Source organism: Lentibacillus kimchii (assembly GCF_055381965.1).
The window spans coordinates 2,046,498-2,064,377 of record NZ_AP043934.1 but is presented as its reverse complement, the minus strand read 5'-3'; the positions used below and the strand labels follow the sequence as shown (position 1 = coordinate 2,064,377).

Below are 17,880 nucleotides of genomic sequence, written 5' to 3'. Positions count from 1 at the left end.
AGTAATAGTGGAGGGATTTTTTTATGGAGAAACTCAAACGTGATTGGCTTGCTTTTTTTCAATCGGACCGGCAAACAGATACCTGGTGGAGTCGGAAAAAAGGACTGTTTCAAAATCGCGGTGCTGACATTGTTAAGATCAGCGGACAGGGGCATGCTTTTGAGGAGATCCGATATGCCGGTCAAGCTTTTGGACGTTACCTGTTGCATTTAACGTTTTTAATTAAGCAAAAACAGCATTTTTTTCTGGAAGAGCAAGTCATACCGTGTGAAGTTAGATGGAAGGATGGTGAGATGACTGAGCATAAGGTGATGGCTATGCCTGTTCAAATGGCCAGCGAAGCGGTGCTTGAATCGTCGTCGTTAAGAGATAGCACAGGCGACCGCTTTTCTTATGACAGACGAGCAGCCGTCCGATATGCCGAGCGGTGGTGGAACAGTTATAATCCCAACTACCGTCAATTCGAGGTAGACTGCACCAATTACGTTTCCCAATGTATGCGGGCAGGCGGCGCACCGATGAGAGGAGCTCCTGAACGGGACAAAGGCTGGTGGTATCAGGACGATAATTGGAGCTACAGCTGGGCAGTCGCTCATTCCCTGCGCTGGTATTTAAGCGGTTCAACGTCAGGTTTAAAAGGAAAAGAAGTGGAATCGGCTCACGATCTTCTCCCAGGTGATATTATTTGTTATGATTTTGCCGGTGATGGGAGATGGGACCATAATACAATCGTGGTGGCCCGTGATGCTGAGGGGATGCCACTGGTAAATGCTCATACTGATAACAGCCGGAATCGTCACTGGTCATACGAGGACTCGCCTGCCTGGACACCAGCCATTCAATATAAGTTTTTTCGAATTGGGTAAGCGTGGTATACTAATGCTGTTGCAGCATGTTACTTGGAAGAGGGGATTGGAACAGTGAGTCTTAATATCGTACTTTATCAACCCGAAATACCTGCTAATACAGGCAACATAGCGAGAACGTGTCTGTCGGCACATGCGACATTGCATCTAATCCACCCGCTTGGATTTTCCACCGATGATAAGATGGTGCGCCGGGCAGGGCTTGATTATTGGCCATATGTGGATGTGCGTGAATATAATGACATCGACACATTATATACAGCTTTTCCAGATGGGTGTTATTACTATATTGAAAATATCGGTTCTAATTATTACACGGATTATAACTTTTCGGATACGAATCAGGATTTATTCTTTGTATTCGGCCGTGAAGGCAGCGGTTTCCCGGAGGCGTTTCTTGCCGGTAAGGAAGATCAGTGTCTGCGGGTTCCTATGGGTGAGAAAGTCCGTTCATTGAACCTGGGGAATACGGCAGCTATAATCATTTACGAAGCGCTTCGCCAGCAGGGATTCCCGAATATGGCATAAACATCGCAGGAATCACGATGAAAGCATCGGCTTATTTGCCGATGCTTTTCTGTGCGATGGCTGAAGCCGCATAAGACAGGAAACTGACACCATTAACGCGTTGTATTCACTGCTTCTTTTTGGGAACGCCTGGTTTAGCGTCATATCCCGCCGTGAAAATGGAAACGAGAAATGTCGCTGTAACGCCTAGTATGAGAGCAATGTCCATGAATGCATCTCCTCCTATTGTTTATGTAAATCGTACTTTAACGTTATTATACCCTTATTATACCGGATAATGCCTATTATGTGAACCGTCACAACAGAAAGGTATCTACGGAACGCTGTGTGAATTATTCTATTTTTAAAACAGTGCGATCCTGTGTTGTCTGTGGCGCAAAAATAGGGTATATTAGTTGATGGAGCAAAACGAAAAGAGCTATAATGCAGTTGACGTATGCGAAACGTGATAATATGTATTTACTGACACATGCGTGTGAACTGTTTTAATGTTATTATGCTAATAGGGTACGATAACGACAAATGCAAATGGGGGTATAAGACGTGGCACAAAATGAAGCATCTCACGAAAATTTCTGGGAGAGTTTTCATGGACCAAACATGGGGTATATTGAAGAACAGTATGAGTTATATAAGGAAAACAGTGATGCGATCGATCCTTCCTTAAAAGAACTTTTTGACAAGCATGGATCCCCTGTCCAGGTGCAATCGTCACAAGGAACCAGTCAGGAATTGCAGCAATCATCTCTTTCCACAGGTGATGTTAAGAAGTTAACCTCAGCAATGAAGCTTGTTGAGGCTATTCGTCGTTTTGGCCACATGGAGGCGGATATTTACCCTGTGGGGCGTGATGAGCGCGATTCAAATCTGGTTGATCCCGAGACATATGGACTGTCAGAAGAGGATTTAGAAAGCATGCCGGCTTCATGGCTCTGGGAACAAGCACCAGCCAGCGTTGATAACGGCTCAGATGTTATCCGGGAGCTGAAGAAAATTTATTCCGGAACGATCACATTTGAATATGATCACGTCAATAATGATAACGAACGTGCTTGGCTGCTGGATTATATTGAGTCCGGCAAATATGATGCTGCATGGTCTGATGAAGATAAACAGAATATACTGGAGCGGCTGGCTCAAGTAGAAGGCTTTGAAGAGTTCCTGCAGAAAATGTTCACCGGTCAGAAACGTTTTTCGATTGAAGGTATGGAATCAATGATTCCGATGCTCGATCAGGTTGTTAAAAATTCAATTGATGACCGGGTGGAACATATTATGATGGGAATGGCACACCGGGGACGTCTCAGTGTTCTGGCACATGTTCTTGGAAAGCCGTTTGACAGGATTTTTTCCGAATTCCATCATTCTACTGATAAAGAACTTATTCCATCAGAAGGATCGACAGGCATTAATTCCGGCTGGACCGGTGATGTGAAGTATCATTATGGTGCGACGAAAGATGTTCAGGACGGCACGGAAACAACAACGCGTATAACACTTGCCAACAACCCTTCCCATTTGGAATTTGTTAACCCAATTGCTGAAGGACTGGCGCGTGCTGGTCAGGACGACCGCGCACACAGAGGATCTCCAGGACAGGACTTTAATAAAGCACTGCCTGTTCTGATTCATGGTGATGCCGCATTCCCGGGAGAAGGTGTTGTCGCTGAAACACTGAATTTCAAGGGTTTGCCAGGCTATCAGACGGGTGGAACGCTCCACATCATCTCAAACAATCTGCTCGGGTATACGACAACCCAGCAGGATGGACGCTCAACCCGCTATGCCAGTGATTTGGCAAAAGGGTTTGAAATACCGATCATTCATGTAAACGGTGATGATCCAATTTCATGTGTGATTGCTGTTAAAATGGCTTATGAATACCGGCAGACATTTCATAAAGATTTCCTGATTGATCTTGTTGGTTATCGCCGTTATGGCCATAACGAAATGGATGAACCACGGGCCACACAGCCTATGCTTTATCAAGTTATTGATGACCATCCAGCAACTTCAGCTGTTTTCGCAGAACAATTGCAAAACGAGGGCATCATTAACCAAGACACATTGCAGCAATTCAAGCAGCAGACAGAAGCTAATTTGCGCGAGATTTATGAGAACATGAAAGAGAATGATGCTGATACCGAAACAGCTAATGACATGCCAAAAGCTTTAACGAATGGACTTGATCAATTTAAGACGGCAATACCGCTGGAAACTCTGAAAAAGCTGAATAACGATTTGCAGAAACGTCCTGAAGGCTTCACTGTCTTCCGCAAGCTGAAACGGATTCTCAAGCGCCGTGAAAACCTGTTTGAAGATGGCAATAAAGCCGATTGGGGTGCTGGTGAGGCGTTGACATATGCGTCCATTCTCAATGATGGCATCCCGATCCGCTTAACCGGTCAGGATACAGAACGCGGGACATTTGCACATCGTCATTTAGTTCTGCATGATGCTGAGACTGGTGAAACATATAGCCCAATGCACGGGCTTGAAGGAGTCGAGGCTTCCTTCGATATCCAAAACAGTCCGCTTTCGGAAGCCGGCGTATTAGGATTTGAATATGGTTACAGTGTACAGGCACCGAATGCCCTTGTTATTTGGGAAGCCCAATTTGGTGATTTTGTCAATGCGGCTCAGGTCGTTATTGATCAGTTCATCTCTGCGGCACGCGCTAAATGGGGCGATAAATCCAACATGGTCATGCTGCTGCCGCATGGTTATGAAGGGCAGGGGCCGGAACACTCCAGTGCTCGTTTGGAACGTTTCTTGCAGCTTGCTGCTGAGAACAATTTAATTGTTGCCAATGTCACATCATCAGCACAATATTTCCATTTGCTCCGCCGGCAGGCTGCCATGCGCGGCAAAGAAGAGGCACGGCCGCTTATCCTGATGTCGCCAAAGAGTTTATTGCGCAATGAGCGGGTTGCTTCCAGTGCTGAAGAGTTTACAGATAGCGGGTTCAAGCCATTAAGAGAGCAGCCAAATCTTAAAGTGAGCAAGAAAAATGCAACCCGGCTGCTAATGGGAAGCGGCAAGGTTATGGTTGACATTGAAGAGGAAATGGCGGATTCAGATAAGTCATTTGACTGGCTGCGTGTTTTACGGGTGGAACAAATTTATCCATTCCCGTCTAAGCAGCTGGCAAACGAATTAAAACAACTGCCAAACCTTAAAGAAATTGTCTGGGTCCAGGAAGAGCCAAAGAATATGGGCAGCTGGGATTTCGTGGATAACTATTTACGGGAGTTATTAACCGAAAACCAGACACTGCGCTATGTTGGCCGTCCACACCGGGCATCACCGGCTGTCGGAGACCCGAATGTGGACAAAGCTGAACAGCGTTATATTATTCAACAAGCGATTAATCCGTCAGAAGGAGGAGATTCCAGTGAGCGAAATTAAAGTTCCAGAACTTGCCGAATCGATTACGGAAGGAACCATTTCCGAGTGGTTTGTCAAAAAAGGCGACAAAGTTGAAAAAGGTGATGTCGTTCTTGAGCTGGAAACAGATAAAGTTAATCTTGAGGTTAACTCTGATTATTCAGGTGTTATCACCGAAATCCTGCAGGGAGAAGGTGACGATGTCGAAGTTGGCGACGTGATTGCCAATGTTGACGAAAATGCAGAAGCAGGCAGCAGTGACGCCGGGGAAAGCACTGAGCAAAACGAAGCAAAAGCATCTGAACAGCCGGCAAACGAGCCAAAGGAAGCACCACAGGCAGAGCAGCAGACAGAACAGGCTGATGCTTCGGACAACAGCCAGGATGTTATTGCATCACCTGCTGCCCGCAAGCGTGCACGTGAATTGGGTATCGATCTGAATGATGTTCAGGCGCGTGACCCATTAGGCCGTATTCGTCCGGAAGATGTCGATGCATCGGCAAAAGGCGGCAATGACAAAGCAGCGTCGAAGCCTGAGCAAAAAGAAGCATCGAAACAGTCATCCGATAAGTCGGAGAAGACAGAATTTGATAAGCCTGTCGAACGTGTTAAGATGTCGCGCCGTCGTCAGACAATCGCCAGCCGGATGGTAAATGTACAGCAGGAAGCAGCGATGCTGACAACATTTAATGAAGTTGATATGTCAGCCATCATGCAGCTGCGAAGCGAACGGAAAGATGCCTTTAAAGACAAACATGGTGTCAAATTAGGATTTATGTCTTTCTTTACCAAAGCGGTCATTGGTGCTTTGAAAGACTTTCCGCTCTTAAATGCCGAGATACAAGGCAAGGAAATTGTTAAGAAACAATTCTATGATATCGGGATTGCGGTTGCCACTGATGACGGTCTGGTTGTCCCTGTTGTCCGTGATGCCGATAAACTGGATTTTGCCAGCGTCGAAAAAGAAATCGGTGAATTAGGTCAAAAAGCGGTTAATAAAGAATTGTCATTGGAGGAGCTGCAAGGTGGTACATTCACCATTACTAATGGCGGCACCTTTGGATCAATGATGTCAACACCTATTCTCAATTCGCCGCAGGTTGGTATTTTGGGTATGCATAATATTCAAAAACGTCCTATGGTTATGCCGGATGATTCGATTGAAGTACGCCCAATGATGTATCTAGCTGTGTCGTACGATCACCGGCTTGTTGACGGTAAAGAAGCTGTCCAGTTCCTTGTCCGGATCAAAGAACTTCTGGAAGATCCATATAACTTATTGCTTGAAGGCTAATCTTGAAAGCAAACCCGCCATGATGATTATCATGGCGGGTTTTTTTAGAAATAGCTGACATGTCGTCTGATTAACTAAAAAGGTACTTTTAATGTTTTCTGCCCCGGTCTCTTCCTTTTCATATGGATATCCCTTAAGATGGGAGAAGCCGGAATATAAATATATGGTCTTTCTGTATAAATGCGCTCGCGTATCTGACTGCGGTCAGATTATTGAAGTGCTGACCACTGGCAATGTAAAAAACTGTTCGGTTCGCGGATGTTTTGAAAGAAGGAGTGCTTCGTTTATGTGTGCCAAACGATTATTATTTACAGGCGGCGGTACAGCCGGTCATGTCATTGTTAACCTTGCCCTGATTCCAGCCTTCCAGAATGAAGGTTGGGAAATAGATTACATCGGCTCTCATGATGGGATTGAGCGTAAGCTGGTTGGGTCTCTTAATAATGTTACATACTACCCGATTTCCACTGGCAAGCTGCGCCGTTATTTATCAACTGAAAACATAAAAGATCCATTTAAAGTGGTGAAAGGGGTGATGCAGGCTTGGCGTATTATTGGAAAACAAAAGCCGTCCGTTATTTTTTCCAAAGGCGGTTTTGTTTCTGTCCCGGTCATTATGGCGGCGAAATTGCGCGGTGTTCCAACTGTCATTCATGAGTCTGACTTCACACCTGGTCTTGCTAATAGACTCTCCATTCCATTTGCCAAGAAGGTACTGGCTACTTTTCCCGAGACAATGAATTATTTACCAGAAAAAAAATCCGAGCACGTTGGAGCCGTCGTGAGGGATGAGCTGTTTGCAGGTGATAAAACAGAGGGGCTCACTATGTGCGACTTTACCAGCAATAAGCCTGTTCTGCTCGTCATGGGGGGAAGCGGCGGTGCGGAAAAAATCAATCAGACAGTGCGGGAGAACCTTGATCAGCTCTTAACCATGTTTCAGATTGCCCATATTTGCGGACAGGGGAAAACGGATCCATCTTTTGAGCAGGCGGGGTATGCCCAGTTTGAGTATGTTAATGAAGAACTGCAGAATTTATTCGCTGCAACGGATCTTGTCCTGTCACGTGCTGGCTCCAATGCGATTTTTGAATTTCTGGCGCTTCATAAACCGATGCTGCTGATACCGCTCTCAAGATCTGCCAGCAGAGGGGATCAGATCATTAATGCTCAATCATTCAAGGATCAAAACTTTGCCCGGGTTATGGAGGAAGAGGAATTGACGGATGAATCGCTGGTGAATGAGTTGTCTCAGTTGAAAAAACAGGCACCCGTGATAGTAGACCATATGAAAAATTACCGAAGTGACAAATCTCGTGAACGGGTGATGTCGATCATTAAACAGACAGGCGGAATCGATGTATGATATAAGGACTGAAATATCTGCACAGGGGCTGGGACAGAAGGCAAGAGTCATAAGCCCGCTCCGGAAAAAGACGCCGCTTTCCGCGGGCGGCTGGTGAGCCTCCGAAGCGCTGGCGCGCTCCGGAGGCTCACCTATCCTTTGATCCCTTAGAAGTCGCCGTCTTTTCCTCCGCTGAGCTGAAGCATATGTTGATCTTGGGAGCTGGTCATTTAAATTCTGTCCCAGCCCCTTTTTAATCATTGACAGCAGATATAAAGCAAATTCTAATCTTATGTCTGTAACAGTGAAACCGGCTGGGTATCTGATTTCCTACCCCCTTGTCACTAGATCTGCCTGCCCCGTATCAGGATCGATAACCAGGCCGTGAACATGAATAGATGATGGTAATAAAGGATGATTTCGAATGACCGAGACACTTTCCTGAACAGAGTCCTCTACTGCGTTAAACCCTTTGAATTCACTTTCTAAATCAATCCCCGCATGTTTTAGGGTATGAATGGATTCAGATGGTACGCCTTTGTCCAGAGCAGACTGTTCAAAGTCGTCCTGATCCATATGAGACATGCCGCAATCATGATGGCCGATGACCATAACTTGTTCCGCTTTTAATGCGTGTATAGCGACCAGGATACTTTTCATAACGCTATCAAATGGATCACGAAGAATCGCACCAGCATTTTTCACCATTTTCACATCGCCGTTTTGGATGTTTAATGCTTTCGGAAGTAATTCGATCAGCCGCGACTCCATACAAGTGAAAATGACTGTGCGTTTGTTGGGAAGGCTGTCTGTCTGATAGGGCTCGTAAGCTTTATTTTTTACAAATTGTTCATTATACGTCAGCATATCGTCAAGCAGCATGTTATCTTTCCTTTCCTTTGTATGATTTTGAAATAATGCTACCATTATAGCACGTTTTCTGCCATTTTGTGCCTGCGTGCATACTGTCCAAAAAACTGTTTTTTATTCATCGCTGGGTTTAAGCTTGACAAATGTTAGCATATAGATACATCTGTTGGTAATGATTGACACGTGTTATGGGGGCTGGCTTATGTCTGATGATAAAAAGAACCATAGTGATGATGATTTGTATGAAGAACTTGATGAAGAAGAACTTTTCGAGCTTGTTGAGGAGGAACGGCAGAAGGCTTTAGCAAAAGAGCAGCACAGGAAGCAACAGGCAAAGCCCCGCAGACGATTTCCAAAGTGGGTATTCTGGCTGATTGCTGCTGTCATGGTATTAAATGTTGGTGCCCTGATTCCGCAAACGTTTTCGATTCCTGCAGTTGATTTCTTGAAAACCTCTGCCAAATTGTCCACCCAGGAAAATATTCAAACATACAAGCAATCGGTTGTGGTGATTGAAACAGAAGAAGGCAGGGGAACTGGCTTTTCCATATCTGCCGATGGGAAGGTTCTTACTAATTACCATGTTGTGGAAGGCAATGATACGGTTACAGTTGCGTTTCCTGACAAAGGGCTTTTATCCGGGCATGTGGAAACTGTTTATCCATCGGTCGATCTGGCGGTTGTGAAGGTTGATGAGACTGGATTGCCTCATCTTGACGTTGCCGAAAAGACGGCGTTTGAAGCCGGGAGTGAGCATGTTTATTTCATCGGGAATCCCATTCGATTCAGCGGCATTGCCAATGAAGGCCGGGTACTGGATTATATCCAGCTCAGCGACTGGGACAAACCAGTGGTCATGATGGATGCGCCCGTATACCGCGGCAATAGCGGCAGTCCGGTCATTAATGAAGACGGGAACGTGATAGGCGTTGTATTTGCAACCATCCACCACGATGACTATGGACGTGTCGGTTTGTTCATTCCAATTGATTACTATCACGCTTTATAAAGGAAAAAATGCACTGGTACAAGTGCACTTTTTCCCGATAAATCATTTTTCCTTATACCTCCATCGTTACAGGCGGCATATAGGTCATAGCATGGTCAATATAATACAGCAGTTCATCGTGGGAATTCATTACTTTAGCCTGTTCAGGTGAATAATAATAGGCGTGCAGAAATACCTGTATTTTTTTGGAAAGCATATCGTCATCTGTGCGGACCATTAGTATAAGCAGTTCATCCCATTGGCCCCACAATGTGTAATATAAAGCTTTATCGTAATCAGGGATTTCCATTTTTAAAATCCTCCTTCAATTTGAAAGGATCTTCTATAGCCTTCCCTGATATCTTATATATTTGTCCGTAACAAGCACAGTGTTCGTTCCCAATTTATGTAAGCGTATAAAACTTAAGTGCTGCTGCAGACTAATAGCAAAACCGTAAGGAGGATTTATATGAAATGGAAATTGGTAAGTCTGATGGCTGTCTTGCTTCTTGTGTTAGCTGCCTGCAATACGAATGGGAACGATAACGCTGCTGAAGATGGTCAGGACAATGATGGCAATGTGGAAAAGACAGGTTATGAAAACGATGGCGATACAAACGATATGAACCCCGATAATCCGGATAACACTAATACAGATGATAATCGTATGAATGATCGTAACAACAATGGGAATATGAACGACGGTGACAATTATACGCGGAATACAAATAATAACAGCCAGTATAAACTGGCAAATAAAGCCGCAGATAAAATCACAAATAAAATGGACAATATTGACCATTCGTATGTTTTAAAGACTGACAATAATGCGTATGTAGCAGCTCAGCTTAATCAGGCTAACAAGAACAAAGATAATGCTGATATGAATGATGGCGATAATATGGATGGCAACACAGCAAATGACGACAATGGAAACATGGACGGCGACACAGCAAATGATGGCGATAATGGAAACATGGATGGCAACATTAATAACACTAATACTGACAAAGGCAGCAACGTTACTGACAGTGTAAAAAATGACATCAGTGACATTGTGAAGTCAGTTGATTCTGATGTTGATAACGTTTATGTAACGACAAATCCAGATTTCTTTGATCTTGCTGGTGATTACTCGGATAAAGCAGGTAATGGCAAACCTGTCAGAGGATTATTCGATCAGATGGGCAACATGATTGAGCGTATTTTCCCGCAGCAGGGCAATAAATAATAAACGAAAAAAAGGGTGGCAAGCAAAAGCAGCTGTCGCCCTTTTTTGCGTTTGCAGCCTGGAAGCAAGAACCGTGGTCAGGGTCTAGACAGATTTTTTTACACGTCTGATGATTCATGTTAGGTTAAAATAAGAATCACTTGGAAGCGTATAAAGGAGCGGTCACTATGCCTGAAAACATGAATGCCGAAAGTTTCAGCCTTGATTACACAAAAGTCGCAGCACCTTATGTTCGCCTTGTCAGTGAAACAAAAGGTGTGAATGGTGATCAGGTTAATAAATATGATATTCGGTTTAAACAGCCGAATCAGGAACATATGGATATGCCCGGTCTGCATTCAATTGAACATTTAATGGCTGAGAGTATCTGCGTCCATCTCGATAATGTGCTGGATATTGGGCCGATGGGCTGCCAGACGGGATTTTATCTGTCCGTTCTTAACAATGACAGCTACGAAGAAATAACAGATGCGCTGGAAAAGACATTACAGGATGTTCTGACGGCTGATGAAGTGCCGGCCTGCAACGAAGAACAATGCGGCTGGGCGGCTAATCATAGTCTTGACGGAGCAAAAACAATTGCAGAGGCTATGCTGAAGCGAAAAGATGAATGGAATCAGGTGTATGCACCATAGGTGAATAGGTTATATGGTCTGAGGGACAGCCTTGCATTCAGGCTGTCTTTTTTATGGATCGTCTTAAATGCTTATCGGCACCCAGCATGCTTTGTTCTTTTTTGCTTCTCTGTGTGCTAAAATAGTATTAAACGATCAGGGGAGATGAGCCAGCAGGCATTGCGCGCTTTATCCGAGAATAGGTATGGGAAGCACTCGTTTACTGCTGGTCTGAGCGTTAATACTTTAGCTAAACCATGTATGGAGGGTCGAAACGATGCGACATGCTGTTGTCACCGGTGTTTCGAAAGGACTGGGCGAGTCAATTGCTAAAAAGTTTATGGAAAGAGGGGTGCATGTAACAGGGATATCCCGCGGAAAAAATCATCGGCTTGCGGACGTGGCGGCAGCGAATCAGGTAACATATCAGCACTATGCGATTGACTTAGGAAATCTGCAGGCGACTGAGAAAACGTTTCAGCAAATCAGTGATGATATTTTTTCCCGCAATCTGGATACCGTTTATTTAATTAATAATGCAGGTGTTCTGGAACCGATGAGTCCCTCAATGAATACGACAAGTGCTGATATAGCCCATCATATTCAGGTTAATATGACAGCGCCAATGGTGTTAACCAACATCTTTCTGAAAAAAGCTGCTGACTGGGATGTGCGCTTTATGGCGGCAACGATTACATCAGGCGCAGCAGAAAGGCCAGTGTATGGCTGGAGTGCCTACTGCTCGACCAAAGCAAGCATTAATATGTATACGCAAACGGCCGCCCTGGAGCAGGATAAACTGGAAACGCGGAGTAAAGTAATTGCTTTCAGTCCAGGTATTATGGATACAGACATGCAGAAGACAATCCGCAACAGTGATAAGCATGCTTTTCGCGAGGTTGACCAGTTCCGGGCTTATAAGGAACAAAATAAGCTAAAAGATGCTGATACGGTTGGTGGCGTTCTCGTTGATATTCTGACAGACGACTCATCCGTTGTTAATGGAAAAATTTATAATGTTGCGGATTACACGGACTAACGATGCCCCGGCCGATGCGTTTTATAGGCTATTGTAACAGGCCGGGCTGAAAGGCAGGGGATGGAAGTCCGCTGCCAATGTATAGTGTTACCTGCTATGCTGATTCTAAGGCTCATCCCAGGTCACGATTGATAGCAGGCTAAGAATTATAGACAGAAAGGACGAAACGTATGATTACACGAAAAAGTGAACGCGAAATTGAAAAAATGCAAAAGGCTGGCGATATTCTCGTCGCGTGTCATCAGGAAATTGGGAAAATGATTAAACCCGGGGTCACCACGAAACAGATTGACTCTTTTGTTGAGAAGTTTCTTGCGGAGCGCGGTGCGACACCTGAACAAAAGGGATTTGAGGGGTATCCCTATGCGACATGCGCCTCGGTTAATGACGAAATCTGCCATGGTTTCCCACGCGACGAAGAACTGGTTGATGGTGACATTGTCACGGTTGATATGGTGGTCAATTTGAATGGCGGACTGGCTGACTCAGCCTGGACATTCCAAGTCGGAACCCTGGATGATGTTGGGGAGAAATTGCTCGATGTTACTAAAAAATCCCTTTACAAAGGGATTGAACAAGCGCAGCCAGGCAGTCGAATAGGAGATATTGGCCATGCGATCCAGACTTATGCTGAAGCGGAAGGTTTCTCCGTTGTCCGGGACTTTACAGGTCATGGTATCGGCCCAACACTGCATGAAGAGCCGCATATCCCGCATTTTGGCGAGGCAGGTAAAGGAACACGGCTGAAAGAAGGAATGGTTGTCACGATTGAGCCGATGATCAATGAAGGCAGCTGGCAAAGTAAAATGGACACTAACAACTGGACAGCACGGACCATTGATGAAGGCCGCTCGGCACAGTATGAACATACCATTGTTATCACTAAGGACGGTCCCATGATCACCACTGAGCAGAATCAGTAGCTTTTGCCTGAACGGGCCAATACAGACACGAACGTCCTCGTTTTTAGGCAGGGGTGGACGGCTTTAGGCATCTTTCCGGAAAGGAGAGGCGTTTTTTATGCGCGTTGTTTCGATTTGTCCCAGCAACACGGAAATTATGGATTATTTAGGTCAAACAGATTTACTGATAGGTGTTGATGATTATTCCGATTGGCCTGATGCTGTTCAGAACTTGCCAAGCCTCGGTCCCGACCTTTCCATTGATATGGATAAAGTGGCGGCATTATCGCCTGATTTGGTTCTGGCTTCTTTAAGTGTCCCCGGTATGGAAAAGAATATAGAAGCACTTGATGAGAAGGGACTGCCTTATCTGATACTGGACCCCAATTCACTGGCGGATATTGCAGATGATATTGCAAGCGTCGGGGCAGCTCTGGGGAAGACATCACTTGGGATCGACAGAGCAAAAGCTTTTCGACAGGAGGTGACGGCTTTTCGTGAGCGAGCTGCAGCAATAGAGCAGAAGCCATCCTTGTATTGGGAATGGTGGCCTAAACCGATTTTTACCCCTGGTGGGCGTAATTGGCTGACAGAAATCAGTCATCTTGCTGGCGCGGAGAATCTTTTTGCTGCTAAAGACGAAGCTAATGTTCAAACAACCTGGGAGGATGTGAGAGAACGAAATCCGGATGGTATTTGCATGGTGTGGGTTGGCGTGCAGGAAGCGAAAATGCGGCCGGATCATGTCCGCAGGCGCCCTGGATGGGATCAGATAACGGCCGTTAAACACAATCACATTTTTGTTCTTGAAGAGTCACTTTTCTGCCGGCCATCCCCCAGGTTGCTTGAAGGCCTGCGTCAATTGACAGCATTGCTGGAAGGAAAGGGTTGGGACTAGCTTAGGCTTTGCCGAAAAGCTTGCGGGTGCGGCGAGCACGAGGAGGCTCGCCAGTCATCCGCAGAAAGCGATTCCGGAGCGGCTTATTGCTCTAACTGTTCACGTCAGCTGTTCGTGTTCTAGTTGATAAAACTATTTTGTCCCATCCCTTTTTTAAGCTTTCAGAATATAAACCAGAACCTTCTTTAACCCTTATTTTTCAGTGCCTTGCCGCCAAACAACACTGTGATAACAGGACTCAAAAGGCAGAAGAACGCAAATGGCAAGTAGGTAAGAACCGGAACACCGAGAACTTCGGCGATAAAGACCCCACAGACACTCCAGGGCACCAGTGGGTTGATAACAGTACCAGCGTCTTCCAGCGTCCGGGCGAGCACCTTATTCGATAACCCTGTCTGCTGATAAACACTTTTGAATGTTTCACCCGTCAGCATAACGGACAGATATTGTTCCCCTATCAGCACATTGACGCCAAGTGCTGTAGCAGCCGTTGAGGCAATAATGGCCCGCACATTCTGCAGTTTTTGCTGGAAAGAAGCTAAAATGGCAGGGATAATGCCGGTCACAAACAGTAAACCTCCAAATCCGAGAGCGAGAATCACAAGTGAGATGGTGAAAAGCATACTGTTAATGCCGCCTTTGGTTAATAGCTCGTCAACGGGTCCGAAGCCTGTTGACGCGGTATAGCCATTGAACAGGATTCCCCATATCTCCGTCCAGGCGACCCCGCTTGTTATGCCCCCCAGTACAACAGCTATGACACTGCTGAGAGCAATTGATACAAAAGCAGGGATCCGGAAAATCGTTGCCAGAAAAAGAATGATCAGTGGGATCCATGATGTCCAATACATCAGTCCGGTATCTGCAAGACCTGATTTATAGGCATCTAAATCAGCAATCGTAACCGCCTCGCTGGGTGATAAAACGGCGAATAGAACAAACGAAATGACAAATGCCGGAATGGTTGTCAGTCCCATATGTTTAATATGGCTGAATAAATCCACTTGCACAACCGTTGATGCCAAGTTTGTTGTATCAGACAACGGCGACATTTTATCACCAAAAAACGCACCAGAAACAATGGCACCAGCTGTAATTGCCATGGATGCATCCATAGCACTGCCCATACCAATAAAGGCTACACCGATTGTGGCGGTTGTTGTCAGGGAACTGCCGAGTGATACACCAATAATCGCTGTTACGGCAAATACAATCGCATAAAACCATGTTCCGCCAACAAGTGAGAAACCGGTGTCGATCAGAATGGGAATCGTACCGCTGATCATCCAGCTGCTGATTAAAATTCCGATTAACAGGAACAGGAAAATCGCTGCCAAACCCGATTTAGCACCAGCAATCATACCTGCTTCAAGGTCCTGGAACGAAATTCTGCGCATGAGTCCATATGCTACCGTGAGCAGTAAAGCAAGCAGAATAGGGATGTGTGGTTCAGTTCCTAATCCAATAATAAAATAACTGATTAACCCAATTGTTAGAAGGAAGAATAAAACTGATTCAATCAAGGATGGTTGATACTTGGGCTGTACAGAAAACATACTTGAACGCCTCCTTTTAATAAATATAAAAAAACTCCGCCCCCATATAGGGACGAAGCATGACTCCGTGTTACCACCCTGTTTGATGAGCATCACATTAGTGTATACTCACCCGCTCGATACATTACCCGCGTTTATTCGAATGTGTATTTCGATCGCTGCCCTGCCAGGGATTTCACCATCCTCCCTGTCTCTATCGGCTGCTCGGACAGCATCTACTGCGCATTCACGGGTGCTTAATTCATCTGTAAGATTTGCCATGACTATACATGGTATGCTAAACATTTGTCAATGTTCATTTAACAAAAACATAACTTTTCCTTTATCAGAAAATAAGTTATAATAGTCTTAATTTTTAATGCAGAGGGGGCCTGAGCATGGATACAGACGTTACACCGGAACAAAAAACATCTTCTGCTAAACTGATGATTCAGAAAGGCATTGCCACAGGTTTTCCGATTATGCTCGGCTACCTGCCGATCTCGATTACCTATGGCGTGCTGGCCAAACAGTCGGGTATGACCATGCTGGAATTAGCGTTAATGAGTGTGATGGTTTTTGCAGGGGCGAGCCAATTGATGGCAGCCAATATGATCGCTGTGAGTGCCGGTGCTGCGGAAATTATCGTTGCCACATTCGTCCTGAATTTTCGTCAATTCGTGATGAGTTTATCATTTATGAACCGGTTGCGGAATTTTACATTGAAATGGAAAGTTCCTTTATCAATGGGGCTGACAGATGAAACATTTGCGGTATCCTCTCTTCATACGGAAAAGGCGGACATGAAAAAAGGGGGCTATTTCTATGCGGGCCTGATTCTTACGGCGTATGCCGCTTGGGTATTTGGTTCTATTTTGGGTGGTCTTCTCGGCGAAGTTATACCCGAGCAGTTAAGTCAAAGTATGGGGATTGCGCTGTATGCTATGTTTATCGGCCTTTTAATTCCATCGGTTAAAAAAGAGTGGCGCATTGGTCTGGTTGCCATATTGGCCATGCTGATTAATGCCATATGCAGTCAGTTTATGAGTGAAGGCTGGGCTATTGTATGCGGGACGGTGCTCGGCGGTTTGAGCGGTGTCGTTTTGCTGAAGGAGGATAGCGCATGATTTTAGCCATTATCATTGGTATGTCTCTTGTCACGATGTTACCGCGTATAATACCAGCGTTTATCGTGGATAAACTGCAGTTCCCTGACTGGGTGAACCGATGGCTGAACGCGATTCCTTATGCGGCCTTGGGTGCTCTGATTTTTCCGGGTATTTTGAGCGTGATACCAGAACGGCCGTATGTAGGTCTTTTAGGCGGCCTGGCGGCGGTAGCTCTGGCTTACTTGAGGGTTAATGTTGTCCTGGTTGTTATAGGCGCGATTGCAGCTGTGTTTTTATTGACGCTGTAAATGCCTGCCCATTTTATCTTGAATTAGAAGCTGTTCGGTGAGAGCCGGCAGCTTTTTTAATGCGTAACCTGAATCGTGATTTATTCATAAGGCTCAATATGGATCTGTGCATACGGAATATTGTATTGATCCTGCAGGAAACGTTCGATCTTTTCAGTTATAGCATGGCTCTCTTTAACATTTAAACTCGGCTCAACAAGGATCGTTACATCGATAAATGCTTGATTGCCATAAATTCTGCCTTTTACGTCAACCACTTTTTTCACTTCGGTCACATCTGCAATGCCTGCTTTGACTTGTTTAATCTTTGTTTCGTCAAATCCGTCCGTTAATGTATGAGTGGCGTCAACGAAAATGTCCCATGCTGTCTTACAGATAATAATGCCTACAATCAATCCGGCCAATGGATCAAGCCAGTAGATACCGAATTGAGCCCCTGAAATGCCAACAAAAGCACCAACGCTTACAAAGGCATCCGACCGATTATCCTTCGCTGCTGCGGAAAGGGAGCTGCTGCCGATTTTAGTGGCAAGTCGTCTATTGTAGAGATAGACACCATAGATCAGAAAAGCAGTCCCCAGTGCAGTCCAGCCTGTGAGCATACCAGGCTGAGCGGTTTTACCGGCTAAAACATTTTCAAATGATTCTGTAATAACTTGTATACCAACTGTAACAATAACGAAGGCGGCGAACAGTGAAGCGATTGTCTCAGCTCGATGATGGCCATAACGGTGGTCTGCATCAGGTGGTTTTCGGGATATTTTCAGACCGATCAGCACTGCAACTGAAGCAACCACATCGGTTGTGTTATTTAAACCATCCGCCCGCAATGCATCAGAATGGCCAACTGAAGCAATAATCAATTTAACGACGGCTAAAATGATGTACGTAATAATGCTTATCCAGGCACCTTTGTCACCCTGCTTAAAATCATTTGCCTGATCCATCTTAATGGCCTCCTGTTTT

General features: G+C 45.2%; 17 protein-coding genes. 13 read left to right on the top strand and 4 right to left on the bottom strand.

Annotated features, from left to right (window positions below; genetic code table 11):
* Positions 1-23: 23 nt before the first annotated feature.
* From ACZ444_RS11000 to ACZ444_RS10980, 5 genes are all read left to right on the top strand, one after another.
* Complete coding sequence (locus ACZ444_RS11000) at positions 24-866, top strand: amidase domain-containing protein (protein ID WP_382357799.1); 843 nt, start codon at positions 24-26, stop codon at positions 864-866.
* A gap of 54 nt (positions 867-920) precedes the next feature.
* A complete protein-coding gene (locus tag ACZ444_RS10995) occupies positions 921-1,394 on the top strand; it encodes a tRNA (cytidine(34)-2'-O)-methyltransferase (RefSeq protein ID WP_382357798.1) in 474 nt (157 codons plus the stop codon).
* A 543-nt stretch (positions 1,395-1,937) separates the two neighbouring features.
* The gene (locus ACZ444_RS10990; protein WP_382357797.1) at positions 1,938-4,802 is read left to right on the top strand and encodes a 2-oxoglutarate dehydrogenase E1 component; all 2,865 of its coding nucleotides are present in this window, start codon (positions 1,938-1,940) and stop codon (positions 4,800-4,802) included.
* On the top strand, positions 4,789-6,075 hold the full coding sequence (odhB, locus tag ACZ444_RS10985) for a 2-oxoglutarate dehydrogenase complex dihydrolipoyllysine-residue succinyltransferase (protein ID WP_382357796.1): 1,287 nt from the start codon (positions 4,789-4,791) through the stop codon (positions 6,073-6,075). The genes ACZ444_RS10990 and odhB overlap by 14 nt, the downstream gene beginning before the upstream one ends.
* A gap of 286 nt (positions 6,076-6,361) precedes the next feature.
* Complete coding sequence (locus ACZ444_RS10980; protein WP_382357795.1) at positions 6,362-7,441, top strand: undecaprenyldiphospho-muramoylpentapeptide beta-N-acetylglucosaminyltransferase; 1,080 nt, start codon at positions 6,362-6,364, stop codon at positions 7,439-7,441.
* A gap of 309 nt (positions 7,442-7,750) precedes the next feature.
* On the opposite strand, the gene ACZ444_RS10975 is transcribed toward ACZ444_RS10980, so the two are convergent.
* Positions 7,751-8,302 (bottom strand): beta-class carbonic anhydrase, encoded by a 552-nt coding sequence (locus tag ACZ444_RS10975; RefSeq protein WP_382357794.1) that lies wholly within the window; start codon positions 8,300-8,302, stop codon positions 7,751-7,753.
* 190 nt (positions 8,303-8,492) lie between these two features.
* Here ACZ444_RS10975 and ACZ444_RS10970 point away from each other — a divergent pair, with 190 nt between their 5' ends.
* Positions 8,493-9,299 (top strand): S1C family serine protease, encoded by an 807-nt coding sequence (locus tag ACZ444_RS10970; protein WP_382357793.1) that lies wholly within the window; start codon positions 8,493-8,495, stop codon positions 9,297-9,299.
* Between the two features lie 52 nt (positions 9,300-9,351).
* On the opposite strand, the gene ACZ444_RS10965 is transcribed toward ACZ444_RS10970, so the two are convergent.
* On the bottom strand, positions 9,352-9,588 hold the full coding sequence (locus ACZ444_RS10965; RefSeq protein WP_382357792.1) for a YhdB family protein: 237 nt from the start codon (positions 9,586-9,588) through the stop codon (positions 9,352-9,354).
* Positions 9,589-9,747: 159 nt separating this feature from the next.
* On the opposite strand from ACZ444_RS10965, the gene ACZ444_RS10960 reads away from it, so the two are divergent.
* From ACZ444_RS10960 to ACZ444_RS10940, 5 genes are all read left to right on the top strand, one after another.
* The gene (locus tag ACZ444_RS10960; RefSeq protein WP_382357790.1) at positions 9,748-10,509 is read left to right on the top strand and encodes a YhcN/YlaJ family sporulation lipoprotein; all 762 of its coding nucleotides are present in this window, start codon (positions 9,748-9,750) and stop codon (positions 10,507-10,509) included.
* 167 nt (positions 10,510-10,676) lie between these two features.
* On the top strand, positions 10,677-11,144 hold the full coding sequence (locus tag ACZ444_RS10955; protein ID WP_382357789.1) for an S-ribosylhomocysteine lyase: 468 nt from the start codon (positions 10,677-10,679) through the stop codon (positions 11,142-11,144).
* Between the two features lie 256 nt (positions 11,145-11,400).
* A complete protein-coding gene (locus tag ACZ444_RS10950) occupies positions 11,401-12,162 on the top strand; it encodes a (S)-benzoin forming benzil reductase (protein WP_382357788.1) in 762 nt (253 codons plus the stop codon).
* A gap of 170 nt (positions 12,163-12,332) precedes the next feature.
* Positions 12,333-13,085 carry a type I methionyl aminopeptidase gene (map, locus tag ACZ444_RS10945; RefSeq protein WP_382357787.1) on the top strand — a complete coding sequence of 251 codons (753 nt, stop codon included), beginning with the start codon at positions 12,333-12,335 and terminating at the stop codon, positions 13,083-13,085.
* A 97-nt stretch (positions 13,086-13,182) separates the two neighbouring features.
* Positions 13,183-13,962 carry a cobalamin-binding protein gene (locus ACZ444_RS10940; RefSeq protein WP_382357786.1) on the top strand — a complete coding sequence of 260 codons (780 nt, stop codon included), beginning with the start codon at positions 13,183-13,185 and terminating at the stop codon, positions 13,960-13,962.
* Between the two features lie 185 nt (positions 13,963-14,147).
* Here the strand turns inward: ACZ444_RS10940 and nhaC are convergent, their stop codons facing one another.
* Entirely contained in the window at positions 14,148-15,518 is a 1,371-nt protein-coding gene (nhaC, locus tag ACZ444_RS10935; protein ID WP_382357785.1) for a Na+/H+ antiporter NhaC, read from the bottom strand.
* Between the two features lie 377 nt (positions 15,519-15,895).
* Between nhaC and ACZ444_RS10930 the strand changes: the two genes are divergently transcribed.
* Both ACZ444_RS10930 and ACZ444_RS10925 read left to right on the top strand, forming a co-directional pair.
* Positions 15,896-16,624, top strand: a complete 729-nt coding sequence (locus ACZ444_RS10930; protein WP_382357784.1) for an AzlC family ABC transporter permease — start codon at positions 15,896-15,898, stop codon at positions 16,622-16,624.
* Positions 16,621-16,914 (top strand): AzlD domain-containing protein, encoded by a 294-nt coding sequence (locus tag ACZ444_RS10925; RefSeq protein ID WP_382357783.1) that lies wholly within the window; start codon positions 16,621-16,623, stop codon positions 16,912-16,914. The genes ACZ444_RS10930 and ACZ444_RS10925 overlap by 4 nt, the downstream gene beginning before the upstream one ends.
* A gap of 80 nt (positions 16,915-16,994) precedes the next feature.
* On the opposite strand, the gene ACZ444_RS10920 is transcribed toward ACZ444_RS10925, so the two are convergent.
* Positions 16,995-17,861 (bottom strand): cation diffusion facilitator family transporter, encoded by an 867-nt coding sequence (locus ACZ444_RS10920; protein ID WP_382357782.1) that lies wholly within the window; start codon positions 17,859-17,861, stop codon positions 16,995-16,997.
* Positions 17,862-17,880 lie beyond the last annotated feature (19 nt).

Excerpts from the sequence above, each read along its gene's own strand:
- ACZ444_RS11000 (WP_382357799.1), top strand. The coding sequence starts at position 24 with ATGGAGAAACTCAAACGTGATTGGCTTGCTTTTTTTCAATCGGACCGG.
- ACZ444_RS10980 (WP_382357795.1), top strand. The coding sequence starts at position 6,362 with ATGTGTGCCAAACGATTATTATTTACAGGCGGCGGTACAGCCGGTCAT.
- ACZ444_RS10975 (WP_382357794.1), bottom strand. The coding sequence starts at position 8,302 with ATGCTGCTTGACGATATGCTGACGTATAATGAACAATTTGTAAAAAAT.
- ACZ444_RS10970 (WP_382357793.1), top strand. The coding sequence starts at position 8,493 with ATGTCTGATGATAAAAAGAACCATAGTGATGATGATTTGTATGAAGAA.
- ACZ444_RS10965 (WP_382357792.1), bottom strand. The coding sequence starts at position 9,588 with ATGGAAATCCCTGATTACGATAAAGCTTTATATTACACATTGTGGGGC.
- ACZ444_RS10960 (WP_382357790.1), top strand. The coding sequence starts at position 9,748 with ATGAAATGGAAATTGGTAAGTCTGATGGCTGTCTTGCTTCTTGTGTTA.
- ACZ444_RS10955 (WP_382357789.1), top strand. The coding sequence starts at position 10,677 with ATGCCTGAAAACATGAATGCCGAAAGTTTCAGCCTTGATTACACAAAA.
- ACZ444_RS10950 (WP_382357788.1), top strand. The coding sequence starts at position 11,401 with ATGCGACATGCTGTTGTCACCGGTGTTTCGAAAGGACTGGGCGAGTCA.
- map (WP_382357787.1), top strand. The coding sequence starts at position 12,333 with ATGATTACACGAAAAAGTGAACGCGAAATTGAAAAAATGCAAAAGGCT.
- ACZ444_RS10940 (WP_382357786.1), top strand. The coding sequence starts at position 13,183 with ATGCGCGTTGTTTCGATTTGTCCCAGCAACACGGAAATTATGGATTAT.
- nhaC (WP_382357785.1), bottom strand. The coding sequence starts at position 15,518 with ATGTTTTCTGTACAGCCCAAGTATCAACCATCCTTGATTGAATCAGTT.
- ACZ444_RS10930 (WP_382357784.1), top strand. The coding sequence starts at position 15,896 with ATGGATACAGACGTTACACCGGAACAAAAAACATCTTCTGCTAAACTG.
- ACZ444_RS10925 (WP_382357783.1), top strand. The coding sequence starts at position 16,621 with ATGATTTTAGCCATTATCATTGGTATGTCTCTTGTCACGATGTTACCG.
- ACZ444_RS10920 (WP_382357782.1), bottom strand. The coding sequence starts at position 17,861 with ATGGATCAGGCAAATGATTTTAAGCAGGGTGACAAAGGTGCCTGGATA.